Below are 21,985 nucleotides of genomic sequence, written 5' to 3' on the forward strand. Positions count from 1 at the left end.
AACGGGCTAAATATTACTATCCAGCATGATTAAAATTGAATCTAAATTACCAGACTTAGGTGTCACTATTTTTAGCGTGATGTCAGCACTCGCCCAAAAGTTGAACGCATTAAATCTTTCTCAAGGTTTTCCTGATTTTCCACCTCCTCCTGAATTAATTGCAGCTTTAGCTCAAGCCACACAACAAGGCTATAACCAATATCCACCTGGTGACGGTCTGCTGAGTTTAAGACAAAAAATTGCAGCCCAATTCTGCCAACGAGACCAAGTCGATTTAGACCCGATCAGCGAAATCACCATTACACCTGGTGCAACGACTGCAATTTTGTGTGCGATTCAAGCTGTTGTAAATGCTGGAGATGAAGTAATTATTTTCGATCCTGCTTATGATAGTTATGCACCTGCAGTGAAACTCGCTGGGGCGCAAGCGATCCATATCAACTTGGTACATCCAGACTTCCATGTTGACTGGAATGTGGTGAAAGATCGAATAAATGAACGAACGCGATTAATCATTGTAAATACACCACATAATCCCTCAGGTGCAATTTGGTCCAAGCAAGATTGGCAACAACTGATCGAGTTGATTCAGGATAAAAACATTTGTGTACTTTCTGACGAGGTCTATGAACATTTAGTGTTTGATGGTCAACAACATTATTCTGCGCTTAGTTTTCCTGAACTTCGAGATCGTAGTTTTGTGATTGGTTCATTCGGAAAAACGTTTCATGTTACTGGTTGGAAAACTGGATATTGCGTTGCACCTCAGGCACTGATGAAAGTATTTCGTCAAATTTATCAATTTGCCAATTTCTGTGGTGTCCATCCGATTCAAGTCGCGCTTAATCAATTCATCGAACAACATCCTGAACATATTTTAGATCTCCCCAATTTTTATCAAGCTAAACGTGACTTATTCATCCATGGAATTCAGCATTCAAAATTTCAATATCTGCCGTCACCAGGAACTTATTTTCAAAACTTAGATTTCAGTACACTAAGACCTGAGCTCACAGATATAGAAATGTGCCAATATCTTGCAGAACAACACAAACTGGTAGCGATTCCTATATCAGTGTTTTATCAACAGCCACCTCAAGATCTGAAGCTCATTCGGGTCTGTTTTGCAAAACGAGAGGAAACCTTGCATCTTGCAGGAGAAATTTTAACGAAGGTTCAATCACAATAACGAAAAGAGACGAGACGGATTACTTTATTACTAAAGCAATTTGAATGATAAGGTGTTAAGGTCAATCCGTTGATATAGAAAACAATAATGGATAAGACTTATATATGGCGAGAACCTTACGGCCGATTGATGAACCTGGTTTCTGGAAAGTTTTTTTAGTTTTTTTAGTTCCGCTGATTGCAACCAATATCCTGCAAAATTTATCAGGCACAATTAATACGATCTTCGTCGGGCAAATGATGGGCGTCCAAGCAATTGCTGCTGTTTCAGTCTTCTTCCCTATTTTGTTCTGTCTCTTAGCTTTTGTAATTGGGCTTTCGGCTGGCTCGACGGTATTGGTTGGTCAAGCGTGGGGAGCACAAAATTTAGAAAAAGTAAGAGCGGTTGTCGGCTCTACTATTTTTATGACATTGATCGGCGGGACGATTATTGCCATTTTAGGTGTTCTATCTGCACGCCACATTCTTGAGGCCTTGGGCACAGACCCAAGTGTCATGCATTTATCTTTGCCTTATGTTCAATGGATGTTAGCAGGTAGCCCACTCCTTTTTATTTATATTATTTATACCTCTATCTTACGTGGTGTCGGTGATAGCATTACACCTCTCATCGCTTTGGGAATGACCAGTTTAATTGGGCTCTTTATTACCCCTGTTCTCATCGCTGGATATTTTGGATTTCCTCAATTGGGTATCATTGCACCTGCCATCGCCACGATTGTGGGTTATCTGGCCGTGCTTATTTTTCTGTACGTTTATTTAAATAAAAAAAATCATCCATTACGTCCAGATTTAGCAATGTGTAAACATGTACGCCACAATCCTGAACTGAGCAAAATTATTCTCAGACTTGGCGTTCCTACAGGCATTCAAATGGTCACGACCTCTGTGGCAGGATTAGTCATTGTCGGCTTGGTCAATCGCTATGGTTCAGAAGCAACAGCTGCTTATGGCGCAGTTAATCAGGTTTTGAACTACATCCAATTCCCTGCTCTGTCTATCGCAATTGCTGCCTCTATTTTTGGGGCTCAAGCGATCGGTGCAGGTAAAGCGGATTCTTTATCACGTGTAACTAAAACAGCACTGGGGATGAATTTTGTCTTTACAGGCGGGCTCGTAATCTTGGCTTATTTGTTCTCAAAATATCTCATGGCATTATTTATTACAGATGAAAAAGTCGTGATACTCGGGCAACAATTATTGTTTATTGTGCTGTGGTCAATTTTATTTTTTGGCGCGAGTGCTATTTTCGCCTCAATTATGCGTGCAAGTGGCACTGTGACTATGCCAATGATCATCAATATTGTAGCCATACTCTGTATAGAACTCCCAGCAGCTTATCTATTTAGCGCATGGTGGGGGCTGGCGGGAATCTGGTACGCTTATGCTTTGGCTTTCGTTTGCTTATGTGTGATGCAAGGTTTGTATTATCAATTTGTTTGGAAAAAGAAAACTGTTCAAGTACTGATTTAAATTAGAAATCAAGAAAATAAAAAACCCGCATGACACGGGTTTTTTTAACGATTATTTAGAATCGAAACGTTTACTCATTTTAGTCGCAAATGCAGTCACTTTTTGATAGCCCGTTGGCATCACACGTTGCATTAAATCAATCACTTTCGCATCGTTACCAATCAGTAAACGACGGCGATCTTTTTGCACTGCTTCTAGAATTTGACGCGCTGCTTCTTCAGGTGGACAACGTAATAATTTATCAAATGTCTGTGCAGATTTCTGTGGATTCATGCCTAAAGATTTTAAACTGTCATTCATTTTTGCAGCTTTCGCAATATTGGTACGAATGCCACCTGGATGTACGCAAAGCGCGCTCACACCCACATTTTCAATATCTAGCTCTTGACGAAGAGATTCAGTGAAACCACGTACAGCAAATTTAGTTGCATTATACGCAGACTGAGTTGGTTGCGCAGTTAAACCGAATAAACTTGAAATGTTGATAATGTGTCCATCACCTGTTTTCTTAATATATGGTAAGAATTCTTTGGTGCCGTACACGACACCCCAGAAGTTAATGTTAACAATCCATTCCAACTCTTCGTATGTTGCGCCTTCAACGGTCGAACCCAATGCCACCCCAGCATTGTTGAAAATCATGTTCACTGAACCATGATTCTGTACAGTTTCAGCCGCCCATGCTTTAACTTCGTCACGATTCGCAACATCTACTTTCTTGGTTGTGACTCGTACATTTGCATTCTTCGTCAGTTCAACTGTTTCTGCTAAGCCCTTTTCATTTACGTCACTTAAAGACAAATGACAACCTTGCTTGGCCAGTAACACCGCAAGTTGTTGACCAATACCAGAACCTGCACCTGTGATTGCAGCCACTTTGTTTTTAAAATTTTTCATTGTGAATCCTTTTTTTGATTTTTATGCACCACAGCGTTGATCTGGGTCATTCATGTTCACTATAATTTTGACAATTATTATTGTCAATGTAACTATCGACCATTTTTATTGTTACTATAGGCCAATTTAGTATCTTTAGCTGATCAGTACTCTATACTGACCGCAGCATAACACTTTTATAAAAAGACTCGAATTGCTATGAACCCAGAGAACCTCACTCCATCAGAACACGAGCAAGCGATTGAAAAGCCTCCCGCAAAAGAGCGTCAATTTAAAGGGATGTCCTTAACTGAACGCAAACAAGCACGCCGTGAGAAACTTATTGAAGCGGGTATTGAAGCATATGGAACTCATGGTTTTTTCTCAGTAACCGTTAAAGATATTTGCACACAAGCGAAATTAACTGAACGTTACTTTTATGAATCTTTTAAGAAAAGTGAAAACTTATTCCAAACGATCTTTTTAGAACTGATTGAGAAGCTTCAACAAACATTAATGCAAGCTATTATGAAAGCCTCTCCTGAGCCTCTCAACATGATTGATGCAGGTCTAAATGCGTTCTTTAGTTTTTTAGAAGATGATCCGCGTACCGCTCGGATTATTTATATTGATGCAATGCTCGTCCAAGAACTTCATAATCATGCAACCATTCAAGAAACAATGGGCCGTTTCGACCGAATGATTCATGCCTTTGTCACATTAATGATGCCACATACCCATCTCACTGAAAAAGAGATCTCCTTGATTGCAACTGGTCTAAATGGCTATGTCACTCAAGTTGCTGTTCGCTGGGTAGTAGGTGGTTTTAAACTTCCACGTGCTGAGGTCGTTCAGGCATGTAAAACCGTTTTTCTCGCCCTATTGAATGATCTAATGAAAAAGTAGCATCAAATTAAGATGAAGAAATTGTGACAAATCGTAAGTAAATTTAAGATATTGATTTAATTTCAGATTAACAAATATCAATGAGACAAAATATCAGCCTAATTGTCACAAAACATTGCTATATTTAACTTCGATTTCCATCTTGCAATGATACTGTCATAATTAATCTTTGTAATAAGCCTGTCATAAATATAAAACGGTTCACCGTTCATCATAGGATATTGCGTTGTGAAAGATGACTACATTTTAATTGTCGACGACGAGCTCCCAATTCGGGAAATGATCCATACTTCTTTAGATATGGCAGGCTTTCAATGCTTGGAAGCAGAAGATGCGAAACAAGCACATCAAATGATTGTTGATCAACGTCCAGCGCTTATCCTACTCGACTGGATGTTACCGGGTGGCGTGAGTGGCGTAGATTTGTGTCGTCGCCTTAAGCGTGATGAAACACTTTCAGAAATTCCAGTCATTATGTTGACTGCGCGTGGCGAAGAAGACCATAAAGTTCAAGGTCTTGATGCTGGTGCAGATGACTATATGACGAAACCATTTTCAACACGTGAGTTGGTATCCCGTATTAAAGCAGTGTTAAGACGTGCAAATGCGTTAAATGGTGAAAAAACCATTGATGCAAATGGCTTAATTCTTGACCCAGTAAGCCAACGTGTCAGCTATAATCAAAATATTCTTGATATGGGGCCAACAGAATATCGTCTATTGGCATTCTTTATGACTCATCCAGAACGTGCCTATACCCGTGCTCAATTACTTGATCAGGTATGGGGTGGAAATGTGTATATTGAAGACAGAACCATCGACGTCCATATCCGTCGCTTACGTAAGGTGCTCGAACCTTATGGTGCAGACCGTTATGTTCAAACTGTGCGTGGTACTGGCTATCGTTTTTCAACACGAGCTGATGTTGCTTTAGGTTAATTTAGATTTTATGTACGAACCCTACCCCGTCCCAGAATTGGCACGTGAACATCAAAAGTTTCTATATAGCAGTTTATGGACTTTTGCCAAGCAAGACTTACGTTTACTGGTATTTCTACTGATTATTGCGGGCTGTATCGGGTTAGGGATTGGCTATCTTTGGATATGCTTAGGCATTGCCTGTCTCATATTTTTTGGTATCCAATTACGCTCATTATATTTAGTCAATGATTGGATTTCGAATCGTCCTTACGATGTACCACCAAATTTAAATGGAATCTGGGGGGCATTACTGTTCAATGTATATCGGGCTCAACGCCAAGAACGTATTGTTCAGTCTGAAATGGTTGGACTGATCGATCGAACTCAATCTTCTCTCGTGGCTTTATCAGAAGCGATTATTCTTACGGATGATTCCCATCAAATCGAATGGTGGAATCCTGCTGCGGAAAAGCTATTTGGGATTCAAGCTGTTGATCGTGGCCGCAACCTGCTCACGATTATTCGCCAGCCTGATTTTATTGAATATTTTCATAATACCCATCAAGCACCAGATGGTGTAAAAATAAAATTGGTGAACCATGATAATAAGTATGCGCAAATTAAACTGACTCGCTTTGGCAATGAAAGTCGCCTCTTAGTTGCGCACGACATTACCCGTATGAAAAATCTCGAGCAAATGCGTTCAGATTTTGTTGACAATATTTCACATGAATTAAGAACACCACTCACAGTGTTAAGTGGGTATATAGAAACATTCACAGATCAAGAAGATATCAATCCGCGCTGGAAACGTGCCTTTGAACAAATGCAATCGCAAACTAAACGCATGAATGCATTGGTCAATGATCTTTTGCTTTTGTCTCGTTTAGAAAATGAAAAACAAATTGCGAAAAATCAAATTATCGAAATGCCAAGTTTAATGAACCATCTGTTCGATGATGCGCAAGCTTACAATATTGATTATGGTCATACACTTAACCTTGATATAGACAGCCACTGTGACTTAATTGGTTCAGATATGGAATTGGCGAGTGCGTTTAGTAACTTAATTACCAATGCCATAAAGTACACCCCGAAAGGTGGCACCATCACCATCGGCTGGCATGATGATGGAGAACGTGGCTATTTTTCTGTTCAGGATACTGGTATTGGAATTGATCCAAAACACTTACCGCGTTTAACTGAACGTTTTTATCGTGTGGATAGTGCACGCAGTCGTCAAACAGGTGGTACTGGTTTAGGCCTTGCCATCGTTAAGCACGTACTTATGCAACATGGCGCACATATTGAAATCGAGTCGAAAGAAAACGAAGGCTCTACATTTATTGCCGTGTTTCCCAAAGAACGCTTGTATAAAATGCACGAATAAAAAAAAGCGCCTAAGGCGCTTTTTTTTATTCAGAAGATATACTCAAATAAGATGACCTAACGCTTCACCCATTACTACAGTTGAGTTCGCCTTAAATGCTTGGTCCCATTGCATTTTATCTTTCTCAAACAAAACTACAGCCGTTGAACCCAAATAAAAACGTCCGAGCTCATCACCTTTTTCAAGTTTCATCGCATGATGGTTCAGCTCTAAGCGACCTGTTGGTTTTACTTTACCTGTCGCAACAGTTTCAATTCCAGCAACAATCATTGCGCCAACTAAAACAACAGCCATACGACCAATATCAGTATCGAATAAACATACCATTCGTTCATTACGTGCAAACAAACCCGGAATATTTTCAGCTGTAGTTTGGTTGACTGAAAATAATTCACCTGGAATATATAAAGTTTCAGTCAATGTACCAGAATAAGGCATATGCACACGATGATAATCACGCGGTGATAAGTACACTGTTGCAAATTCACCATTTTTGAATGGTGCTGCCAATTGAGGATCACCAATTAACTTTTCAACTGAAAAGCTTTGACCTTTTGCCTGAAAAATATCGCCCTCATTGATTTTACCTAATTGTGAAATTGCACCGTCTGCAGGTGACACGACACTTTTAGGATTAGGATCAATTGAACGAACGCCTGTTTTCAAAGAGCGAGTGAAAAACTCATTAAAGGATTTAAATTTCAAGGCATTTTGTTGCTCAGCAATTGACATATCAATGCCATATTTTGCTTTAAATGCTTGAATGACAACATTCTTTAATACTGGGTTTTCACTGGCTGCGACTTTACCCACCAAACGGCTGAGTTTTTGTTGCGGGACGATTTGCTGCGCTTGAATAAATAGTTTCTTTTTTAAATTTGTCAGACTCACTCAGGTGACTCTCCAGTAATGATTGGACTGTCGAGGCGGTTGCCCCACTCGCTCCACGCACCATCATAAGCTTGGATATCCCAACCCAGTAATCGACCAATAATGTAAGCTAAACCTGAACGGTGATGAGACTGACAATATACGACGACTGGCTGATCAAATTGAAAGCCCAATTGTTCTAAACGTTGTTGCGTGCGTTCTAAGGGGTGCAATTTTAAATGATTTTGACGATTAAGTGCAGTACTCCACTCAAAATGTCTAGCCGTTGGAATATGTCCCCCACGACGTGCCGCGAGACGTTGCCCGGTATACTCCTCAGCCGTTCGGCAGTCCCATACTTGGCAAGTTTTATTTTCAATTTTTTTTATTAAAGTTGAATAATCAATACGGTGTTGATCAACATTGGATGTCTTAACTTGAAAAAGACATGTGACTGGCTGAACCTCTTCAACTTCTGAAGAAGTAGGATAGTTGGCGCCTAACCATGCATGAATACCACCATTTAATAAACTGGTGTTATAAAAACCCATACAGTGTAGATTCCAGATCAGTCGACCAGCCCATGCCCCACCTTCATCATCATAGACCACGACATGATGCTCAGGTGATATGTTTAATATCTGGACTAGCTGCTGAAGCCCTTCATCATCAGGCAATAAACCCGTAGCTTGTTCCTCTTGGCGCACTAAAAATTTTGGCTTCAGATGTATAGCATGCGGAATATGTAATTGCTCATAGACCGAACTTCGGGTCAAATCAACAATACGTAACTTTTCACTTCCTAAATGAGGAACAAGTTGTTCTGCTTCAATGAGCAGACCGAAATCAAAAGCGTTAGTGGTCATATTTATTGAATAGTTCTATTGGCCTTGTTCAAATCTTAGCACAAGACTTTTTCAAAATTATTCTGATTTTTTGCATAGTATTAGCAAAAAATCAGAAAAGGGAAATTATGATTAAGGAGACTCAACATCAAATACCTGACGCAAATATGCGAGGAAGGTATCATTATCAGTCATCGTTTTTCCTGGACTATCAGAGAGTTTAGCTACCGATTGACCATTGCATTCGACTAACTTTAAAACAATATTCAAAGCAGTTTGTCCCATATCATTGGTGAGGTTAGTACCAATCCCGAAACTCACTTGGAAACGATCTTTAAAATATTGATGCAAATCCCATGCCTTCTCTAAGTTTAGACCATCACTGAAAGTGAGCATTTTAGTTTTGCTGTCAATTTTTAATTTTTTATAATGTGCGTAGGCTTTATCGCCCCACTCATATGGATCACCACTGTCATGTCGTAGACCATCAAACAATTTGGCAAAATACAAATCAAAGTCTCTTAGAAATGCATCCATACCAACAACATCTGTCAGTGCAATACCTAAATCTCCGCGATATTCCTGCACCCAAGTTTCAAGTGCAGCTTTTTGGAAATCACGTAAGCGAACATCCAGTGCTTGGAAAGCTTGTAAAAATTCATGTGCCATCGTACCAATGGGTGTAATACCCAACTGCTTTGCCAATAAAACATTACTTGTGCCACGAAAAATATGTGGTGCAGCCTTATTAAACTCTTCCACCACATGTTTCTGCCAGTCAAAACTATAGCGACGGCGTGTTCCAAAATCGGAAACAAGAAATGGTGGATCATTCGGTTGTTGACTACTTTCATAGTGTTTCAACAATTCAATTTTAGCTTTAAGACGGCGCTCTCCTTCTGCCAATACCTGCTTATCGCGAATACGACGAAAATAGAGTTCATTGACGATTGCAAGCACGAAAATTTCAAACATCATTGCTTGAACCATAGGTCCTTCGATACGAATATCTAAACGGCCTTGATCATCGATACTGGCTTTAATAAAGCGGCGCTTAAGTTGGAATAATTCTAAATAGTCTACAAAATCACTTTTAATAAAGCGTAAACTTCTTAAATATTGTAATTCATCTTCTTTAAATTTGAGCTGACACAGTAAATCTAACTGTTCGTTCAGTTCCTCTAATATATCCACGAGTGGATAGGCTGTATCTTCAAGGTTACGACAACGAAATTGATAGACACTATCCGTTTGAGGAAATTGATGTAATACCACTTGTAACATCGTGAATTTATACAAGTCAGTATCAAGTAAGGATTGAATAATGGCAGACATATTATTTTTCAGTTTTTAGCAACTTATTGCATTAAAGCACATTTTGTTGCGATTCATAGCTCGTTTTAGTAATTGTCGAAGATTATTCGACTAATTACTAAAACTTAAACTGATTATTTTTTTGCATTGTCTTGACTATATGACTCAGTCAAAGCTTTCAATGCTTTATCTTGCCCAATAACTTTTGCGAATTCTTCTGTGGTCTTGTGTCCTGTCTGTTTCGCTTGAGCATCACAATCGACCTGGCGTAATTGTTTGGCAATCGACCATTCAAGCTTAAAGATAGCACCCATCAAAGCTGTATTACCCTTATTATCACGAGCACAGCGGTCTGCGCCGTTTTCCAATAGAGTCGTTACAATATCTTGATGACCATAGTAGGTCGCCATCATTAATGGTGTAAAACCAGCATGGTTTTTAATATTGACTGGAAAACCATGTTTCAAAAATTCATGAATAACTTCTTTGTTTCCTGTTTTCGCTGCTGCGAAAAATAAGTCAATCACTTCTTTCTGATCTGATTGTTGTGAGCTACTGACAGACGTCGTTTGAGCGTGAAGCATTACTGAACTTAAACTCAGTAAAGCGATTAATAAACTATATACAATATTTTTCATTCTTCCCTCACCTGAGTTTAAATTCGATAACGAATGCCTGTAAAACTCCCCTAGGGTTGCAGGAAAGGAATTGAGTTTTACAGGGCTTTTTTGAGGTGACACCTTAGACCCTAATCACCAATTCAAAGACTAATCTTGATTAGTCTTTTAAAGCTGCCGCTTTCGCTTTAACAGTCGCTAAGTTACCGTTTACAGCTTTAGTCATACGTGTGCCGTAATCCGCATCTGCTTTATAGAAATAAGACAACATGATGTGTTTAGTTTCTGAATCTTTTACGTTACCAAGATCAGCTGCTAAGTTCATAATGAGGTCAGATTTCTCTTTAGCAGTGTATGAACGGTATAAATCACCCGCTTGCTTAAAGTTTTGCTCTTTCACACCACGTTGCTGAACTGTGCCAGAAAGTGGAGTTTCAACAGCACGTGCTTTAGGAGTCGATGGTTTTGGCTCCATACGGCTTGGTTCATAGTTCACGTTAGATGAAGTTGCACCAACATTCATATAACCATCTTGGTTATTGTTGTTCACATTTACCAATGGACGGTTTACTGGAATTTGCTGGTGATTTGCACCCAAACGGTACATTTGTGTATCAGAGTAAGAGAAGATACGACCTTGTAACAGACGGTCTTCTGATGGCTCGATACCTGGTACTAAGTTACCCGGAGCCATTGCCACTTGTTCCGTTTCTTGGAAGAAGTTTTTAGGCATACGGTTAAGCGTTAACGTACCTACTTTTGTTTCTGGTACTAAATCAGTAGGCCAGATTTTAGTTGGATCAAGTGGATCGAAATCGAAGCTATTCAAATCTTTAGGATCCAATACTTGGATATAAAGATCCCATTTCGGGAAATTGCCCGCATTGATGTTCTTATAAAGATCATTCGTTAAGTGGTTGAAGTCTTTACCTTGTAATTCAGCAGCTTCTTTAACGTTTAGACCTTTAACACCTTGCTTAGAACGGAAGTTAAATTTAACGTATTTATATTCGCCTTTGTCGTTGTACAATTTAAATGCATGTACACCGAAACCGTCTTGTTCACGGTAGCTCGTAGGAACACCTTGGTTACCATATACATAAGTCAACATATTTGTTGCCCATGGCTGGCTAGACAAGAAGTCAAATACGCGATTAGCGTCTTGAACGTTGTCAATTGGGCTTGGTTTCATTGCGTGGATGAAGTCTGGGAACTTGATCGCATCACGAATGAAGAATACAGGCGTTTGGTTACCAACTAAATCCCAGTTACCTTCTTGAGTATAAAACTTAATTGCGAAGCCATGTGGGTCACGTAAAGTTTCTGGAGAATGCTTACCATGAATTACTGTAGAGAAGCGTAAGAATACTGGAGTTTTCGTACCTGCTTTGAAAAGTGAAGCAATAGTAAGATCTGATAAATCTTTAGTTGCAACGAATTCACCATAAGCTCCCGTACCACGTGCGTGTACAACACGCTCAGGGATACGCTCACGACCGAAACGTTGAAGTTTTTGAATCAACTGTACATCTTGTAATAATACAGAACCATTTGGACCTGCAGTGATTGAATTTTGGTTATCACCCACTGGTGCGCCGTTATCTTTTGTTAATGGTGCAGCTGATGCTGCTGTCGCAGTTGCAAGCATTGCAACCAACATTGAACGCTTAAACATCGTTTTCTCTCTCAAATTTACCTTTCCTGCACGCGTAAATTACCTTCTTTAACAAAATTGGTAAAAAGGTTAATTTTTATTATTTCAATCGCTTTATTAGATCAAAAGTATATACTCCAATTAATTATTTTTTTATCAATGACTTATGAGGATTGATGACGACTTTATCCCTTTTCTTTTTTCCAATTTGATACAATTCATTTGAATTAAAAAACATCAAACTTGGTTGAATTATGCGTGCTTTACTCCAACGCGTCCTTGAAGCGAAAGTCGTTGTGGATGGTGAGATTACTGGTCAAATCGAAAAAGGGATTTTAGTTTTTATTGGTATTGGCAAAGAAGATAACTTTGAAAAAGGTAAGAAGCTCATCGATAAGATTTTAAAATACCGTTTTTTTGATGATGACCAAGGAAAAATGGGTTGGAATCTTAGCCAAGCCGGAGGCGGATTATTATTAGTCTCGCAATTTACCCTGATGGCACAAACCCAAAAAGGTTTGCGTCCTGACTTCGGCCCTGCAATGCCGCCTCTCGAAGCAAAAGAACTGTATGAACAGTTAGTTGAATACGCAAAATCTCAGTTTGAACATGTACAAACAGGAATCTTTGCAGCGGATATGAAAGTGCATCTCATCAATGATGGTCCGGTAACCTTCAATCTTGAAGTTGAATGACTAGAAAAGCCCTCTGATGAGGGCTTTTTTTCTTGCATTTCAATACTCATCTCTAGAATCAAAACGAGAAAAGTCCGTATTTAGGTGCTGTATTACTTACCTGTCTTTTCTTTAATAAATTGACGAGCAAATTGTATTTTTTCTTTTACAGGTTTAGGAATTTTTGGTGGAATTAATTTAGCGACTTGGTTAAACCATACCAATAAGCTGAAATCACCTTCCATTTTAATACTGCCATTTTGCATACCCGTCATGAATGCAGTTGGATCACCTTTCAACAGGGTTTTAACACCTTGCTCGCTATCAGCAAACTGAAGTACGAAATCTGCTTTCTCTGCATCACCTGAAACAGAATCAATCTGACCATTGTTGACTAAAATCTGACGTGCAACACCTAGATCTGTACCTATTTGAATACGGAACTGACGATCATGAATTAACTCAATAAATTTTGGACTCGTACGTGACAATTGTTTCATACGCAATGCCAAACCTAACACCAAAAGGTCTAGTGGATCTGTGCTTGCATCAACGATAGGTAATTTCACAACAGGTATTGAAGATAGTTTCATGACAATTTAAGTCCGTTTTTTTAATATCAAAAATAATTGATTCATCCTAGCATATCTTATAAGTAAGGAAATGCAGCTTTGTTTAACAAAACGTATAGGCAAAAAAAGGTATATCATTTTGATACACCTTTAAATATAAAATTGTTACCACGCAGTTTTGGTCTACATATCATTTGTCATGAGTAGGATTTAATCGTCCTCATATACAGGAGTATGTTCAATATAACGACGATTTTCTAAAGCCTTTTGCGCACGACTATCTTCGCGAAGTAAGAAAGCCGTTAAAGCCACCATGGCTAAGCTAATCGCTGTTAAATAACTATATGCCAAAGACATGTCAAAGACGTGTTGGACACTATAACGAATACCTTCAAGTAAACCCCAGAAGACCATACCCGCCAACATAAACCCTAGCCAATGACGATAAGGTGAAAAGAATACGGCCGCCAATGCTACAGCGATCAGAGCAAATCCGAGTATCGTTGCAAAAGTTAAAGTGACCATAAAAATCTCCGTCAAAATTTAGATGTTTCAAATACTGCCTAATGGTGTTTCACAACAAATTAAATAACGCTTCACTTTCTTCAATGGTCTTGTTGGCGTTTATGAAAGCATTATGGTGAGTTTTTTTCAGAAAAAAAGACCTGATGCTTTTGTAAGCGACACATATTGTCGCAACATTCTTTTGTCATTACATTTTTTAAGATTAGACATTTTTCATAGAGTCAGAATCAGTCAAACTTGGCGTGTCATTACAAAAAAATACCTCGTAATTTTTTGTCAAAAACATCTTTTTTTCGATGATGACCATCTGTTTTTTCGTCTGAACTTAGCTGATTAAAATTTGTCTAAGAATGATTCACTTAGATAAAAAAAAGCGACCATTTGGTCGCCTTTTTAATAAGCTTTTTTTGATTTTAAGCTCGACTTAAATCTTTATCATGTACACCTAACAGGTACAGAACACCATCCAAACCAACACTTGAGATGGCTTGATTTGCATTTTGACGCACCAATGGTTTAGCACGGAATGCAACGCCCAAGCCCGCTATAGAGAGCATTGGCAAATCATTCGCACCATCACCTACTGCAATCGTTTGCTCAAGTGAAATGCCCATTTCATCCGCAATTTGGCCTAATAAAAATGCTTTACGAGCGCCATCCACAATATGCCCTTTAACTTCGCCAGTGACCTGCCCATCTTGAACATCCAAGATATTGGCATGAACTTCATCAATCCCAAGTTTTGCTTGTAAATATTCAGCGAAGTATTGGAAGCCACCAGATAAAATAGCCGTGCGATAACCCAAAGATTTCAGGGTTGAAATAAGACGTTCTGCACCTTCAGTAATCGTTAAACGTTCTGCAATTTTAGGCAATACAGAAGCATCCATACCTTTCAGTAGCGCCACACGCGCACGGAAACTGCTCTGAAAGTCCAGCTCACCTTGCATAGCACGCTCAGTAATTTCTGCGACTTGTGCACCGACACCTGCTTCAATTGCAAGCTCATCAATCACTTCTTGTTCGATCAGCGTTGAATCCATATCAAAGCAAACTAAACGACGATTACGACGGTACGGCGTGTCTTCTTGTACTGCAACATCGACACTAAGGTCATTTGATAAACTTAAACATGCCGCTCGCATCGTTGCAGCATCTAACATCTGACCGCTCAAACCAAATTGCACACAAGCACGTTTTGGTTCATTTTCAAAATGATTCAACGTTGGGCGACCAGACAAACGAGTGACTGTTTCAATATTAAACCCTTGACTTGAAACAATATTAGTCACTGCTTGCAAATGTGCTGCGGTAAGTTCAGGTGCCAATGCCGTCACGATATATCGTGTACGTCCACCCTCTTTCACCCATTGCTCATAATCTTCTGAATCGATCGGTTTAAAGCGCACAGTAAGACCAATATCGTGTGCTAAAATCAGAATATCTTTCATGGCCAAAGCCGTTGCTGTCTGGTCTTCGGAGGCAACCACGATGCCGAGAGTCAATTGGTTATGGATAACTGCTTGTCCTACATCTAAAATTTGCAAAGAATGTACGGACAACACCTGCATCAATCGAGTAAACTGATTCGGTTGGTCAGGTCCTAAAAATGAAATAAGAATGATTTCTCGCATGAATTGACTCGGGTCTGAGCTACGAATATTGTAAGAATCATAATCGAAATTGAATTAATTTTCTTTGGAAGTTTACGTTGAATGCGCCTAGACAAGGGCTATTTGCTAGCCTGCTGATTGTAAGTTTTGCCTTGCATACCTTTTTATTGGTTATTGCAACGACACATCAATTAAATGAAAACCGTGCAAGCCAAGGTTTGCTAATGACGACTCAACTGGTCGCAGATAGCTTAACTGAACTTGAACCTGCCAATACTGTATCTCTTGCCTTATTAGCCAATCGCTATGCAACGAATCCAAGTGTTGCATATATACGTATTCTTGGCACAGGAGATCAAGTTCTCGCAACTGCAGGCTTGTCTAAGACGCGTCAGGGTGAAATCTTCGTTCGAGATGCACTACAAAATGAAAAGAAAATTGGCAGTGTGGAAATCACATTGGTTAAACCAAGTATCGGTGAAATATTAAGAACACAATGGCTGGCGATCCTCTCTTCACTCTTTATTCATGGCTTATTATGGTTGGCTTATCGTGCCATTGCTCGCCCTACGCGTAGCGAATATCTTGCGAGATTAAATAATGAGTCCCGTTTACGTCATGAGATCAAGCTGCTCACTGAAGCATTAGAACTGGAAAAGAGTCAGCCTAAACAACCTCATACGCCAGAGCAAAATAAAGAACAAGCTGCAATTACGCCAAAAGTACCGACTCTGCAGTTAGATCAGGATGCTTTATCCCTGAATATCCAATTTTATGATCCGAAACAATTAATTAATACGGTTAACAAATCTGTCTCTTTACCTTATTTTAATTTATGTCAAATTTTCTTAAATAAGAGTATCGAACTGTGTACAGCGCATTATCATTTGAATGTTGATGATATCGTTGTGAATCGTAGTTTTGATCAACAAGGCGCTGTCATCAGTATTTCTTCACTCAAGAATAACTCGATTGCTTGCATCTTAATGATTGGTTCGGTGTTTCAATTATTGTCAGAAGTACTCTATAAGCGTTACCGTGAGGATAAACGGTTCGTATTGCAAACGCGCTGTGCTGTAACCGCCCCAGTGGAGGCAATGCAACTCGATTCAGTACAAGCGGCGGAAAGACTCACACATCACCTGATTGCGAAAGAAATGGCGCTATATTTGACCCACGATCAGTTAAAGCATATTGGTGAATGCTATCAATTGGTTCCGATGCCGAATCCAACCAGTGTGTTAACACGTCACGCTTTCATGATTAATGGTATGAACGAAGCCTGTGCCGAACTCGCACAAAATATCCGTACTGAGATTTTGAAAGGCAAAGCCCAAAGCTCCTCGACAGATCGTACAATCAGCTCTTAATTAGATTAAATTTTAATAAGTAAACCAGATTTGATGCTAAGTTAAATCTGGTTTTTCTTTTTAAAAGCTCACAGTCGTGAAAAGTTAGACTAAGCGTCTAGTTTGTATACAAAATTGCTCTTTTGGTAATTTTATCTCTCTTTTCAATGTGCTATGAAGGTGTATGTTTGACTGTGTTGAATGGTACAGTCATAAGCATAGGCAAACTGACTAAAAAAGCGTTAGACTATGGCGCAACAAATTTATTCAAATGTCAGAATGACATAACAAAAAGGTGAAGGTTGATGTCGCTCAATACTGTAGAAGAACTTGTAGCAGATATCCGTGCAGGAAAAATGGTCATCCTGATGGATGATGAAGATCGTGAAAATGAAGGCGACCTCGTTATTGCTGCAACGCACGTACGACCTGAAGACATTAATTTCATGATCACGCATGCTCGTGGCTTGGTTTGCTTAACCTTAAGTCGTGAACGCTGCAAACAATTAAATTTACCGTTAATGGTTGATGCGAACGGCGCTCAACACGGGACAAACTTCACGCTTTCTATTGAAGCTGCAAATGGCATTTCTACAGGTATTTCTCCAGCAGAACGTGCGCACACGATTCAAACAGCAGTTGCGGCACATGCAAAACCAGCAGATATCGTTCAGCCAGGCCATATTTTTCCACTCATGGCACAACCAGGTGGTGTGCTCCATCGTGCAGGTCATACCGAAGCAGGTTGTGATTTAGCTCGTCTTGCAGGTCTTGAACCAGCTTCTGTGATTTGTGAAATTATCAATGAAGACGGGACTATGGCCCGTCGTGCTGACCTTGAAATTTTTGCTGAAAAACACGGTCTAAAAATTGGTACAATTGCTGATCTTATTCACTACCGTATGACCAATGAACAAACGGTAGAGCGTTTGGATCAACAAAAACTCGATACCGAGTATGGTACTTTTGATCTTTACCGTTATCGTGAAGTCGGGAATCCTGATATTCATTTGGCATTGGTTAAAGGTCAACCTGAAGAGGGTGTGACGACTGTTCGCGTTCATGGCTTCAATCCGGCGCGAGACTTATTAAAGCTTAATAAGCAAGATGGTGAAGCAGCTTGGAATTTAGATCGTGCTTTAAAAGAAATTGCTCAAAGCGATCGTGGTGTCTTGGTATGGATTGGACAACGTCAGCCGTCTGATTTAGGTCCAGCATTAGAAGCATTAACTGCGCCAAAACCAGCCAAGTCAAATGCTGCCTTATCGCAGCAATACCAAACCATTGGTGTGGGTGCACAAATTTTACGTGATTTAGGCGTACAGAAAATGAAGCTCCTGAGCTCACCTTTACGCTTCAATGCATTGTCTGGCTTTAATTTAGAAGTGGTCGAATACATCACAGCTGATCAGAGCTCTCATTCATAACTCTTATTAAATATCGAGGTTGCTATGGCGATTCGCCGTATTGAAGGTTTATTACATCTCGCGAGCGAAGATCGTTACGCGATTCTAGTTGGTCGTTTTAACAGCTTTGTTGTTGAACATTTATTAGAAGGTGCAATTGATACATTGCATCGACATGGTGTTAAAGACGATAATATCACTGTCGTTCACGCGCCAGGCGCTTGGGAACTTCCGGTTGTGGCGAAAAAACTCGCAAATTCTGGTAAGTTTGATGCTGTAATTGCACTTGGTGCAGTTATTCGCGGTAGCACTCCTCACTTTGACTTTGTTGCTGGTGAATGTGCAAAAGGCCTTGGTGTTGTTGGTTTAGAAGCTGGTTTACCTGTAATCAATGGCGTATTGACTACAGACAGCATTGAACAAGCCATCGAGCGTTCAGGTACAAAAGCAGGTAATAAAGGTGGTGAAGCTGCCTTGACTGCAATTGAAATGGTTAACTTGCTAAAGGCGATCTAAAGCATGTCGCAGACACTCCAAGCTACTTATGCAGCTAAACGCAAAGCACGTCGTTTTGCTGTACAAGGGATTTATGAATGGCAAATGAGCCACAACCCTGTGCATGAAATTGAAGCACGTACACGTGCTGAAAATGCCATGCATAAAGTGGATCTCAGCTATTATCACGAGTTGCTCACACAAGTGATTGCAAATCATGAAGCATTGGATGCGTTATTAATTCCAGTACTAGATCGTGAGATCTTGGCACTGGACGGCGTTGAATTAGCTACTTTGCGTCTTGGCGCGTATGAATTGAAAGAGCATCTTGAAATTCCATATCGCGTCGTTCTCGATGAAGCAATTGAATTGGCTAAACACTTCGGCGGTGCAGATAGTCATAAATACATCAATGGTGTATTAGACCGTTTGGCACAAAGCCTACGTGAAGCAGAAAAGCAACAAGCAAAATAAGTTGTTGTTGAAATGGCTGAGTTTTCTATTATTGACACCTATTTCAATCGACCGAGTTATTCTTCAGTCGATCTAGGTGTCGGTGATGACTCAGCCCTGCTCACCCCGCCTCCACAGCAACAATTGGTCATTTGTGCCGATACCCTCGTTGCTGGTCGACATTTCCCCATCGATACAGATCCCCATGCGATTGGATGGAAATCTGTAGCTGTGAATCTTTCAGACATTGCAGCCATGGGTGCAAAACCTCAAAGCATTCTCTTGGCATTGAGCCTACCCCAAATTGATCATCACTGGCTAAAAGGGTTTAGTCAGGGTTTGTATGATTGTTGCGATCAATTTGGAGTAAGTTTAATTGGCGGCGACACAACGCAAAGCCCACATCTCACATTATCAGTTACTGCTCTAGGCTGGGTGGATATTGGAAAAGCCGTGCCACGTTCTGGTGCTCAAGCAGGTGATTTAATCTGTGTATCAGGCACTGTCGGTGATGCTGCATTCGGATTAAAATATCCCGATCATGCTTTAAAAAAACGTCTCGATTATCCCACTCCACGTTGTGAACTCGGTCAAGCGCTTAAAGGATTGGCGCATAGTATGATTGACGTATCCGATGGTTTAGCACAAGATCTAGGACATATTCTCAAAGCATCTCATGTTGGTGCCGACCTACACTTAGATCAACTTCCACTTAGTCCTGCCTTACAAGCATTGCCCAATCAACAAAAATGGCAATTAGCTTTAGCAGGTGGTGATGATTATGAATTGTGTTTTACCATTCCTTTACCTGCCTTGGATGAATTAAAAGCTCGACACTGCGATACACCGATCACGGTGATTGGTGTCGTAAAAGAGACACAGCAATTAGATTTTTATCATCATCAACAACCACAAGAACTAGAATTACAGGGATATCAGCACTTTGCAAAAACAACCAATTAATTTTAAAACGATGACTTGGTCTGAACGTTTCATTGTTTTTTGTGGCGTTGGATTCGGTTCTGGTTTAGCGCCAAAAGCACCTGGTACTTTTGGTTCAGCTTTTGCCTTGTTGTTTATCCCTGCTTTCATGGCAATAGGTTTTTTGTATAGCACGATTGCCATAATCGTTATGTCATTGATTGGGATATATATTTGTGGAAGAGCTGCTGATATAATGCGCGTCCATGATGACGGACGAATTGTGTGGGATGAATTTGCGGGTCAATCGATCACGTTTCTCCCTTTAATCTATCTAGGCCTGATGAATTGGGTATGGCTTTTTATTGGTTTTGCACTTTTCCGTCTCTTTGATGTTTGGAAACCTTGGCCTATTCGCGTCATTGATCGTCAAGTCGACGGTGGTTTCGGCATTATGCTTGATGATCTGATCGCAGGTCTGTGGGCAGCACTTTGTATTATAATTTATCTCTATATTGATATGGCTTAAGCCAAGCTCCAAAGAAAGGATGTTGTATGTCAACCACAGTTGTTATTCTTGCTGCAGGTAAAGGGACGCGAATGCGTTCAAAACTACCAAAAGTATTACAACCTTTAGCAGGACGTCCACTCTTAGGGCATGTCATTGAAACCGCAAAAAAAATACAAGCTGAAAATATTATTACTATTTTCGGTCACGGCGGCGCTCTAGTTAAACAAGCATTTTCGACAGAAAATATTGACTGGGTTGAACAAGCTGAACAACTTGGTACAGGTCACGCTGTTCAAATGACCTTACCTGTATTACCCAAAGATGGTATTTCTTTAATTTTATCCGGCGATGTGCCTTGTATTACAGCCGATACATTACAAAAATTACTTGAAGCAACACAATCTAAAGGTATTGGCTTAGTCACACTTACACTAGACGATGCTTCAGGTTACGGTCGTATCGTGAGAGAAAATGGTAAAATCCAAGCCATTGTTGAACATAAAGATGCTTCTGAAGCGCAACGTTTAATTCAAGAAATTAATACTGGCATTTATGCAGTAAGCAATGCCAAATTGCACGAGTGGTTGCCACGTCTGAATAATAATAATGCGCAAGGCGAATACTATTTAACAGATATCGTAGCAATGGCTATTAACGATGGACTCGAAATTGCTTCAGTTGAACCTGCTTTAGCTTTCGAAGTTGAAGGTGTAAATGATCGTGTGCAATTGGCAGCATTGGAAAGAGAATACCAAAACTACCAAGCGAAATTACTGATGCAGCAAGGTGTACATTTGATCGATCCGAGTCGTTTCGATCTCCGAGGTTCACTCAAGGTTGGTCAAGATGTGCGTATCGATATCAATGTCATTATCGAGGGCGAATGTGAACTTGGTGACAATGTCGAAATCGGTGCAGGATGTGTAATTAAAAACTCCAAAATTGCTGCAGGCACGAAAGTTCAACCGTATAGCGTATTTGATTCAGCCATTGTGGGTGAGCAGACTCAAATTGGACCATTCGCACGTTTGCGCCCTGGTGCTAAATTGGCAAATGAAGTACACATTGGCAACTTTGTTGAAGTGAAAAACACCACCATTGGTTTAGGCTCTAAAGCCAATCATTTTACGTACTTAGGTGATGCTGAAGTGGGTGAGGGTTCAAATATCGGCGCGGGTACGATCACATGTAATTATGATGGTGCCAACAAGTTTAAAACGATCATTGGTGACCAAGCCTTTATAGGTTCAAACAGCTCTTTAGTCGCGCCGGTTAAAATTGGTAATGGTGCAACAGTTGGTGCTGGATCGACGATTACTCGTGATGTGGATGATCATAGTTTAGCCGTAGAACGCTCTAAACAATTTGTGAAAGACAATTATCCACGTCCACAAAAGATTAAGAATTAAGGG

General features: G+C 40.0%; 22 protein-coding genes. 13 read left to right on the forward strand and 9 right to left on the reverse strand.

The window, feature by feature from the left end; genetic code table 11:
- Window positions 1-25 precede the first annotated feature (25 nt).
- Window positions 26-1,189, forward strand: coding sequence for a methionine aminotransferase (locus AC1M9J_RS05840; protein WP_481588769.1), 1,164 nt, complete (start codon window positions 26-28; stop codon window positions 1,187-1,189).
- Window positions 1,190-1,293: 104 nt separating this feature from the next.
- Entirely contained in the window at window positions 1,294-2,661 is a 1,368-nt protein-coding gene (locus tag AC1M9J_RS05845) for an MATE family efflux transporter (protein ID WP_092766554.1), read from the forward strand.
- 51 nt (window positions 2,662-2,712) lie between these two features.
- On the opposite strand, the gene AC1M9J_RS05850 is transcribed toward AC1M9J_RS05845, so the two are convergent.
- Window positions 2,713-3,558, reverse strand: coding sequence for an SDR family NAD(P)-dependent oxidoreductase (locus tag AC1M9J_RS05850; protein WP_035264797.1), 846 nt, complete (start codon window positions 3,556-3,558; stop codon window positions 2,713-2,715).
- A gap of 198 nt (window positions 3,559-3,756) precedes the next feature.
- Between AC1M9J_RS05850 and AC1M9J_RS05855 the strand changes: the two genes are divergently transcribed.
- The 3 genes from AC1M9J_RS05855 to phoR all read left to right on the forward strand — a co-directional run bounded on the left by AC1M9J_RS05855 (window position 3,757) and on the right by phoR (window position 6,754).
- The gene (locus tag AC1M9J_RS05855) at window positions 3,757-4,443 is read left to right on the forward strand and encodes a TetR/AcrR family transcriptional regulator (RefSeq protein ID WP_035264798.1); all 687 of its coding nucleotides are present in this window, start codon (window positions 3,757-3,759) and stop codon (window positions 4,441-4,443) included.
- Between the two features lie 228 nt (window positions 4,444-4,671).
- Entirely contained in the window at window positions 4,672-5,382 is a 711-nt protein-coding gene (gene phoB, locus AC1M9J_RS05860) for a phosphate regulon transcriptional regulator PhoB (RefSeq protein WP_035264799.1), read from the forward strand.
- Window positions 5,383-5,392: 10 nt separating this feature from the next.
- A complete protein-coding gene (gene phoR / locus AC1M9J_RS05865; RefSeq protein WP_035264800.1) occupies window positions 5,393-6,754 on the forward strand; it encodes a phosphate regulon sensor histidine kinase PhoR in 1,362 nt (453 codons plus the stop codon).
- 42 nt (window positions 6,755-6,796) lie between these two features.
- Here phoR and asd read toward each other — a convergent pair whose 3' ends face one another.
- The 5 genes from asd to AC1M9J_RS05890 all read right to left on the reverse strand — a co-directional run bounded on the left by asd (window position 6,797) and on the right by AC1M9J_RS05890 (window position 12,075).
- Window positions 6,797-7,645, reverse strand: coding sequence for an archaetidylserine decarboxylase (gene asd / locus AC1M9J_RS05870; protein ID WP_035264801.1), 849 nt, complete (start codon window positions 7,643-7,645; stop codon window positions 6,797-6,799).
- On the reverse strand, window positions 7,642-8,490 hold the full coding sequence (locus AC1M9J_RS05875) for a sulfurtransferase (RefSeq protein ID WP_092766557.1): 849 nt from the start codon (window positions 8,488-8,490) through the stop codon (window positions 7,642-7,644). The genes asd and AC1M9J_RS05875 overlap by 4 nt, the downstream gene beginning before the upstream one ends.
- 111 nt (window positions 8,491-8,601) lie before the next feature.
- Complete coding sequence (gene pncB / locus AC1M9J_RS05880; RefSeq protein ID WP_481952024.1) at window positions 8,602-9,804, reverse strand: nicotinate phosphoribosyltransferase; 1,203 nt, start codon at window positions 9,802-9,804, stop codon at window positions 8,602-8,604.
- A 113-nt stretch (window positions 9,805-9,917) separates the two neighbouring features.
- Window positions 9,918-10,421 (reverse strand): ankyrin repeat domain-containing protein, encoded by a 504-nt coding sequence (locus AC1M9J_RS05885; RefSeq protein WP_180028377.1) that lies wholly within the window; start codon window positions 10,419-10,421, stop codon window positions 9,918-9,920.
- Window positions 10,422-10,560: 139 nt separating this feature from the next.
- Entirely contained in the window at window positions 10,561-12,075 is a 1,515-nt protein-coding gene (locus tag AC1M9J_RS05890; protein WP_481952025.1) for a catalase, read from the reverse strand.
- 233 nt (window positions 12,076-12,308) lie between these two features.
- On the opposite strand from AC1M9J_RS05890, the gene dtd reads away from it, so the two are divergent.
- Complete coding sequence (gene dtd, locus AC1M9J_RS05895) at window positions 12,309-12,749, forward strand: D-aminoacyl-tRNA deacylase (RefSeq protein ID WP_035264810.1); 441 nt, start codon at window positions 12,309-12,311, stop codon at window positions 12,747-12,749.
- Window positions 12,750-12,841: 92 nt separating this feature from the next.
- On the opposite strand, the gene AC1M9J_RS05900 is transcribed toward dtd, so the two are convergent.
- From AC1M9J_RS05900 to serB, 3 genes are all read right to left on the reverse strand, one after another.
- Window positions 12,842-13,321, reverse strand: coding sequence for an SCP-2 sterol transfer family protein (locus AC1M9J_RS05900; RefSeq protein ID WP_481592791.1), 480 nt, complete (start codon window positions 13,319-13,321; stop codon window positions 12,842-12,844).
- Window positions 13,322-13,510: 189 nt separating this feature from the next.
- Entirely contained in the window at window positions 13,511-13,825 is a 315-nt protein-coding gene (aciT, locus tag AC1M9J_RS05905) for a ciprofloxacin tolerance protein AciT (RefSeq protein WP_035264816.1), read from the reverse strand.
- Between the two features lie 413 nt (window positions 13,826-14,238).
- A complete protein-coding gene (serB, locus tag AC1M9J_RS05910) occupies window positions 14,239-15,459 on the reverse strand; it encodes a phosphoserine phosphatase SerB (protein WP_035264823.1) in 1,221 nt (406 codons plus the stop codon).
- A 77-nt stretch (window positions 15,460-15,536) separates the two neighbouring features.
- Here serB and AC1M9J_RS05915 point away from each other — a divergent pair, with 77 nt between their 5' ends.
- From AC1M9J_RS05915 to glmU, 7 genes are all read left to right on the forward strand, one after another.
- Window positions 15,537-16,808: a hypothetical protein gene (locus AC1M9J_RS05915; protein ID WP_092766563.1), complete on the forward strand. Its 1,272-nt coding sequence runs from the start codon at window positions 15,537-15,539 to the stop codon at window positions 16,806-16,808.
- A 284-nt stretch (window positions 16,809-17,092) separates the two neighbouring features.
- Window positions 17,093-18,214, forward strand: coding sequence for a bifunctional 3,4-dihydroxy-2-butanone-4-phosphate synthase/GTP cyclohydrolase II (gene ribBA / locus AC1M9J_RS05920; protein WP_035264829.1), 1,122 nt, complete (start codon window positions 17,093-17,095; stop codon window positions 18,212-18,214).
- Window positions 18,215-18,238: 24 nt separating this feature from the next.
- On the forward strand, window positions 18,239-18,709 hold the full coding sequence (ribH, locus tag AC1M9J_RS05925; protein ID WP_035264832.1) for a 6,7-dimethyl-8-ribityllumazine synthase: 471 nt from the start codon (window positions 18,239-18,241) through the stop codon (window positions 18,707-18,709).
- Between the two features lie 3 nt (window positions 18,710-18,712).
- Window positions 18,713-19,162, forward strand: a complete 450-nt coding sequence (gene nusB / locus AC1M9J_RS05930) for a transcription antitermination factor NusB (RefSeq protein WP_481952026.1) — start codon at window positions 18,713-18,715, stop codon at window positions 19,160-19,162.
- Between the two features lie 12 nt (window positions 19,163-19,174).
- On the forward strand, window positions 19,175-20,104 hold the full coding sequence (gene thiL / locus AC1M9J_RS05935) for a thiamine-phosphate kinase (protein ID WP_481607173.1): 930 nt from the start codon (window positions 19,175-19,177) through the stop codon (window positions 20,102-20,104).
- A gap of 10 nt (window positions 20,105-20,114) precedes the next feature.
- Window positions 20,115-20,591: a phosphatidylglycerophosphatase A family protein gene (locus AC1M9J_RS05940; protein ID WP_081403227.1), complete on the forward strand. Its 477-nt coding sequence runs from the start codon at window positions 20,115-20,117 to the stop codon at window positions 20,589-20,591.
- Between the two features lie 26 nt (window positions 20,592-20,617).
- Entirely contained in the window at window positions 20,618-21,982 is a 1,365-nt protein-coding gene (glmU, locus tag AC1M9J_RS05945; RefSeq protein ID WP_035264841.1) for a bifunctional UDP-N-acetylglucosamine diphosphorylase/glucosamine-1-phosphate N-acetyltransferase GlmU, read from the forward strand.
- The last annotated feature ends 3 nt before the right edge of the window (window positions 21,983-21,985 follow it).

The organism is Acinetobacter sp. ANC_7588 (assembly GCF_056783995.1).